Genomic DNA, 6,846 nt, shown 5'->3' on the forward strand with positions numbered 1-6,846 from the left:
TATGCAATTGCATGATTCTGCACTATTAAAGACCCAGTGCTATATAAATGGTCAATGGGTAAACGCCGACAACGGCGCAGTAATTTCAGTGACTAATCCGGCGAGCGGAGACAATCTGGCCGATGTACCCCGAATGGGTGCAGTAGAAGCAGAACGTGCCGTAGCCGCAGCTCATGCAGCTCTGAAACCATGGCAGGCCAAATCAGCCAAAGAACGCAGTAATCTGCTGCGCCGCTGGTTTGAACTGATGATGCAACATCAGGAAGACCTGGGCATAATACTGACTTCAGAACAGGGCAAGCCGCTAGCTGAGGCCAAAGGCGAAATTGCTTATGGCGCTTCCTATCTGGAATGGTATGCAGAAGAAGCCAAACGCATTTATGGCGATACTATTCCTGCTCCGGCAAATGACAAGCGGATTATGGTGCTCAAACAGCCAATTGGCGTATGCGCAGCGATTACCCCGTGGAACTTCCCCAATGCAATGATTACGCGCAAGATTGCACCAGCTCTGGCGGCTGGCTGTACTTTTGTTATTCGTCCTGCTTCACAAACTCCCTTATCGGCACTGGCCATCGCAGAGCTGGCACAGCGCGCTGGTATTCCAGCCGGCGTAGTGAATGTGATTACCGGCAGCTCAAGTGAAATCGGCAAGATATTAACCGAAGACGACCGAGTTAAAAAATTCAGCTTCACCGGTTCCACCGAAGTAGGCCGCAAACTGATTGCCCAGTGTGCCAGCACCGTAAAAAAAGTTTCTATGGAACTCGGTGGTAACGCACCTTTTATTGTCTTTAACGATGCTGATATCGATGCTGCCGTTGAAGGGGCAATGATTTCCAAATTCCGCAATGCCGGCCAAACCTGTGTCTGTGCCAACCGTTTATATGTACAAAGTGCAATATATGACCAGTTTGTCACCAAACTGGCACAAGCCATTGCCAAACTGAAAGTCGGCAATGGGCTGGAACAAGGTGTAACCGTTGGCCCTCTGATTGACGCCAGTGCAGTCAGCAAGGTTAAGGAGCATATTGCTGATGCCGTTGGCAAAGGAGCAGAAATCGTTACCGGCGGGACAGCAGACCATCACGGTGAGCTGTTCTTTCAGCCTACCCTGCTGAAAAATGTCACGCAGCAGATGAAAGTTGCCCGCGAAGAAACCTTCGGCCCGCTGGCAGCAGTATTCCGCTTTGAAACCGAAGAAGAAGTGGTTAACTGGGCTAATGATACTGAATTTGGACTGGCCAGTTATTTCTATAGCCGTGACATCGGCCGGATTGTGCGTGTCAGCGAAAATCTGGATTATGGCATGGTGGCCATCAATACCGGCCTGCTTTCGAATGAAGCAGCCCCATTTGGCGGCGTTAAACAGTCTGGCCTTGGACGCGAAGGCTCCAAATACGGCATTGAAGACTACCTTGAAATCAAATATGTACTTCTGGCCGGTATAGACCAGTAATTCCTGAATCTAAGGCGGCATCAACACACGATGCTGCCACCTTTTTTTCTGCAAGAGTAAAACAATCCTGAATGCTTTGCATAAATCAGGAGAGCCCGTGGCCGACTGTAATCTGCGCATTCCAGCTTACCAGTCTGGCATTCACTACCACTTAGGAGGAACACGTTGAGTACATCATCCGCACTCAAAAACGGACTTAAAACACGCCATTTAGCCATGATATCCATTGCTGGCGTCATTGGTGGCGCATTATTTATCGGTTCTGGACCAGTAATCTACCATGCCGGACCAGCCGCGATTCTTGCCTACGGCGCCGGCGGCATACTGGTTATGTTGATTATGCGCATGCTCGGCGAAATGGCTGTTGCCCATCCGGACAGTGGCTCTTTCTCTACCTATGCCGATATTGCTATCGGCCGCTGGGCCGGTTTCAGCATCGGCTGGTTATACTGGTATTTCTGGGCACTGCTCATGGGCTGGGAAGCGTATGTAGCCGGTAAAATTCTTAATAACTGGTTCCCAATAATACCCATCTGGGGCTATATGCTGGCAGTAACAATAGCCTTAGTCATCATCAACCTGATGGATGTCAAAAATTACGGTGAATTTGAATTCTGGTTTGCCCTAATCAAAGTGATAGCCATCGTTCTGTTCCTGATTGTGGGCAGTCTGGCCATTATGCATTTATGGCCTTGGGGGCAGACAGATGCCAAAGGCTGGTCATATTTAAGCAGTCAGGGCTTTATGCCCAACGGTGTATCCTCAGTTGTCACCGCCTTACTGGGAGTAATGTTTGCCTATATTGGTGCGGAAATCGTGACCGTTGCCGCAGCAGAGTCCAGCCATCCAGCAACAGAAATCCGCAAAGCCACCAAATCCGTAGTCTGGCGCATTATCCTGTTTTACGTCGGCTCGATTTTCATCACCGTATGCCTGATTCCCTACAACGACCCGCACCTGAACGAGCCCACATGGGGCACATACAGCGTAGTATTAACCTCTTTAGGTATTCCTCAGGCTCGTCATATCGTCAATTTTATCGTACTCACCTCCGTATTAAGCTGCTTTAATTCAGCCCTGTATACCTGCTCGCGCATGTTGTACTCATTGGCCAAGCGTGGCGACGCACACCGGATAATGGCCTATACCGCGAAAAACGGCAGTCCGCAAATTGGCGTACTCATTTCCTGTATCTTTACCCTGTTCGCCGTTTATCTGACTGCCAGTGCCAGAATGAACGTTTATGATTTACTGATGACAGCCACCGGCACCATTGCCCTGTACGTCTATCTGGCCATCAGCTTTTCACAGCTATTTTTGCGCAAAAAACTGGAAAAACAGGGGCAGACACTGACATACAAAATGTGGTGCTTTCCTTGGCTAACCTACGTTGTTATCGGGCTGATTATCGCCTCCATCATCACCATGGTTATTGAGGGAACCTATAAACATGAAGTGATTTACACCAGCATACTGGCAGCCATCATTCTGCTTATGGGCATACTGGCACAGGCATGCAAATTGGGCAGTAATATAACCAGAGCAGAATAAAACTAACAACTACTATCCACCACACTGAGGTTATCATTTTATATCAATATATTCACAAAGGTAGCTTAAGGTAAACATTGGGATAAATTAATTTAAAATTTATTCTCCATATCAAGCAACTATTCTGTACACTATTTATTTTTCAAACTCAACCTGCGCAAAATGATTACACTAGAACAATGTCAGCAATGGGATGCCGCCGACACTCTGGCATCACTCAAAGACCAGTTTGAACTGCCACAAGGCATCATTTATCTGGATGGTAATTCTCTGGGCGCCAAACCCAAACAGGCAGCGGAACGCGCACAGAATGTGATTAATCAGCAATGGGGCACAGACCTGATTAATAGTTGGAACAAGGCCGGCTGGTGGGATTTACCCGTGCGGCTGGGCAACAAAGTCGGTCAGCTGATTGGGGCACAGGAAAATGAAACCGTGGTTACCGATACCACCAGTCTCAACTTATTTAAAGTTCTGGCGGCTGCGGTACACATTCAGCAGAATAATGATAATAATCGTAAAGTTATCATTGCCGAACGCGATTCCTTCCCCACCGATATTTACATGATTGAAGGCTTTATGGCTCTGATTAATCAGGGTTATCAGCTTCATTTAATCGATACACCTGCTGATCTAGCTACCAGCATCAACCAGCACACCGCCGTGGTAGTGCTTTCGCATGTCAACTACCGCACTGGCTACCTGCATGATATGGCCGCAACCAACGAACTGGTACACGCCCATGGCGCATTGCTCATCTGGGATCTGTGTCACTCAATTGGTGCCGTACCCATTGACTTAAATGGCAGTAACAGCGATTTTGCCATTGGCTGTACCTATAAATACCTGAATGGTGGCCCCGGCGCACCAGCCATGTTGTGGGTACATGAACGCTACCAGACTGCATTCAGCCAGCCCCTTTCCGGCTGGTGGGGGCATGCAAAACCTTTCGATATGGCCGTAAACTACACGCCTGCCGACAACATACGCCGCTATTTATGCGGCACACAGCCGATTGTCTCCATGAGTCTGATAGAAAGCGGTATAGATATCTTTTTACAGACCGATATGCATGCCCTGCGGCGCAAATCCCTGCAACTAACCGACTTACTGATTGCGCTAACCGAACAGGAATGTGCCGGCTTTGACCTCACCCTGATTACCCCACGTGAGCATGCACAGCGTGGCAGCCACGTCAGCCTGCGCCATCCGCATGGTTATGCCATCGTTCAGGCACTGATTGCCCGCGGCGTGATAGGTGACTACCGCGAACCCGAAGTTATCCGTCTTGGCGTAACCCCGCTATACCTGAGCCACGTCGATATCTGGCAGGCTGTGCAACACCTGAAACAGGTTTTGCTCAATCAGGAATGGGCACAACCCCAGTTTCATACGCGCGGACAGGTAACCTGATTTGCATTTTCAACTCAAATAGTTACAGGCCGGGCATAAGTATTCTGCTCGGCTTGTGCTTCTCATCATAAGGAAAAACGATGGGTAATTTCGAGCGAATACAGTCGCGGGAAACGGGGTTACACAAAAAACTGTCTGCCAGCCAGATGAGTATGATTGCCATTGGCGGTGCCATTGGTACGGGACTATTTCTAGGCAGTAAATTTGCTATTGGTTTTGCCGGTCCGGCCGTGATAATCAGCTATGCCCTGGGCGGCCTGATTGCACTGGCGCTGATGGGATGTCTGGCAGAAATGACCGTACAACACCCTACTTCCGGTTCTTTTGGTGCCTACGCAGAATTCTATCTACATCCAATGGCCGGCTTTCTGGTACGTTACAGCTATTGGGCGTGTATCGTACTGGCCGTAGGTACAGAAGTCACCGCTATTGCCGAATACATGAAATTCTGGTTTCCGCAGGTAAACTCATGGATATGGATTGCCCTGTTTTCCTGTAGCCTGATTAGCGTTAATGCCTATAGTGTCAAAGCATTCGGTTCAGTAGAATACTGGTTTTCCACCATCAAGATTTTCGCCATTATAGTATTCATCGTGCTGGCGGTAAGCGTATTACTCTCACAAGGCAGTATCAGCAGGATTGAACAAAATCTTTTCAGCGGCGGTTTTGCCCCGCATGGATTTTCCGGTATCTGGACTGGCGTCATCATTTCCATATTCAGCTATCTGGGTATCGAAATGATCGCCATAGCCGCAGGCGAAGCCACCAATCCCGAGCAGGCAGTAAAAACAGCATTCAAGGGCACACTGGCGCGACTACTAATATTTTACCTGCTAGCTCTCAGCTTGATTGTTATGCTGGTGCCGTGGCGCGAGCTGATTCAAGAAAACAGCACCAGCCCGTTTGTTACCGTGATGCAAAACGTGGGGATACCCTTTGCCGACAGCATACTTAACTTTATTGTCATTGTAGCCGCACTTTCAGCCATGAACAGCATGCTCTACATCGCCACCCGCATGATGTTCAGCCTGTCCCGTGCCCACGAAGCACCACAAATATTTGGCAAAGTAAAAAGCAACGGCGTACCACTCAATGCACTGGCTTTGTCTTCTGCAGGCATTGCTGTGGCTGCACTGGTATATGTGTTTAATCCAGAAACCGCCTTTCCCATCATGATAGCCCTATCCATGTTTGGGGCGCTGTTTAGCTGGGGCGCAGTGTTTCTAACGCATCTGTGTTTTCGCATCCGCATGCGGCAGCAGCAACAAACCCTTAAATTCCGGGTTCCAGGATTTCCCTTTATCACTCTGGCCGGCCTGATTGCCATCATCAGTATCATGATTACTACCTGGTTTACACCAATATTCCATGCCACCCTGTTATTTGGCATTCCTTTTCTGGCATTTCTAATTCTAGTGTATATTATTCAGGCATATCATAAAAAAAGCACAGGCAAATAAATAAGCCCATGCTTAATCGCATACAATAGCAGCTTCAATAGTAACAGCCATGAAGCTGCTATTTCATACTTCCATATCAGAATTTAACCGTAACAAATATAAATAACAGCTTATTTAGCAGTGGCAAATATTGTCTGAGATTAGACCAAAAATTCAATCAACAACATAAAAGATATACTACAATTTATTTTATACAATTTACATAATCTAATTAACTAATTACACCTATGCTGCACACTCTACCAGTACAAATATGTTAGTATAAATTTTTGATTTCTTTATGAATATCGTCAACAAAACTCATATTTTTCAAAATAGACAATGAATAAAACGGCTAAATAACGCATTCCCAAGAACACGACAGATAGCCGTTATCAATAAAATATTGCTTAAGCTGTTAAAATAATCCCTCAAATATATTAAAGGATTTGGATTTTTTTACTCTATGTAAATAATAGGCTGGATTGGCCAACTGTGCACACATCACTGCATTAAAGGCTCCTATTCCTCCATCAGGTAAATTGAATATTGTAAAAATCAGATCAATTAAAGTTAAGAAAATTATTAATGATATTGCTTTACGCCACATACCCAGACATAAAAAATATAAGGGACCAAAAAAGAATGACCAGAGATTCCCACCTATCTTCGCGCGCGACCAAAACGGCAATTTTTTAAAATTTTCTTTGTATTGAGCAGTTGGTTTTAATTTTGGTAAACCATTCTCTTCAAAAAACTCGAATCTGAACTGCCATACTGGCTTAAGATCCATGCTGGAAAAATCATATTTTTTTTCCGTACTGTTATCCATAAATGACCTTTTAATATACAACTAAAAAAAAGAAATCCTAATATTATATTTAACAAAAAATAATATTTTTAAAAATCAAATCCAAATTTTTAACGCAATTTATTATTTTAACCTATTTTATTAATATAAATATATTAAAATAATTTAATCAA

Annotated in this window: 5 protein-coding genes; 4 read left to right on the forward strand and 1 reads right to left on the reverse strand. The window is 45.7% G+C overall.

The window, feature by feature from the left end; all coding sequences use genetic code 11:
- Position 1 precedes the first annotated feature (1 nt).
- The 4 genes from BGI33_RS10170 (at position 2) to BGI33_RS10190 (ending at position 5,883) form a co-directional block, all read left to right on the forward strand.
- Positions 2 to 1,459: an NAD-dependent succinate-semialdehyde dehydrogenase gene (locus BGI33_RS10170; RefSeq protein ID WP_100091065.1), complete on the forward strand. Its 1,458-nt coding sequence runs from the start codon at positions 2 to 4 to the stop codon at positions 1,457 to 1,459.
- A gap of 165 nt (positions 1,460 to 1,624) precedes the next feature.
- Positions 1,625 to 3,010 (forward strand): amino acid permease, encoded by a 1,386-nt coding sequence (locus tag BGI33_RS10180; protein WP_218965189.1) that lies wholly within the window; start codon positions 1,625 to 1,627, stop codon positions 3,008 to 3,010.
- 162 nt (positions 3,011 to 3,172) lie between these two features.
- Positions 3,173 to 4,423 (forward strand): kynureninase, encoded by a 1,251-nt coding sequence (gene kynU / locus BGI33_RS10185; RefSeq protein WP_100091068.1) that lies wholly within the window; start codon positions 3,173 to 3,175, stop codon positions 4,421 to 4,423.
- 80 nt (positions 4,424 to 4,503) lie between these two features.
- Positions 4,504 to 5,883: an amino acid permease gene (locus BGI33_RS10190; protein WP_100091069.1), complete on the forward strand. Its 1,380-nt coding sequence runs from the start codon at positions 4,504 to 4,506 to the stop codon at positions 5,881 to 5,883.
- Positions 5,884 to 6,280: 397 nt separating this feature from the next.
- Here the strand turns inward: BGI33_RS10190 and BGI33_RS10195 are convergent, their stop codons facing one another.
- Positions 6,281 to 6,694, reverse strand: a complete 414-nt coding sequence (locus BGI33_RS10195) for a DUF2628 domain-containing protein (RefSeq protein ID WP_100091070.1) — start codon at positions 6,692 to 6,694, stop codon at positions 6,281 to 6,283.
- Positions 6,695 to 6,846 lie beyond the last annotated feature (152 nt).

This window comes from Snodgrassella alvi, assembly GCF_002777425.1.
GTDB lineage: Bacteria > Pseudomonadota > Gammaproteobacteria > Burkholderiales > Neisseriaceae > Snodgrassella > Snodgrassella alvi_B.

What these genes read in the sequence shown, in the direction of transcription:
- BGI33_RS10170 (WP_100091065.1), top strand. Translation starts at nt 2, where the DNA reads ATGCAATTGCATGATTCTGCACTATTAAAGACCCAGTGCTATATAAAT.
- kynU (WP_100091068.1), top strand. Translation starts at nt 3,173, where the DNA reads ATGATTACACTAGAACAATGTCAGCAATGGGATGCCGCCGACACTCTG.
- BGI33_RS10190 (WP_100091069.1), top strand. Translation starts at nt 4,504, where the DNA reads ATGGGTAATTTCGAGCGAATACAGTCGCGGGAAACGGGGTTACACAAA.
- BGI33_RS10195 (WP_100091070.1), bottom strand. Translation starts at nt 6,694, where the DNA reads ATGGATAACAGTACGGAAAAAAAATATGATTTTTCCAGCATGGATCTT.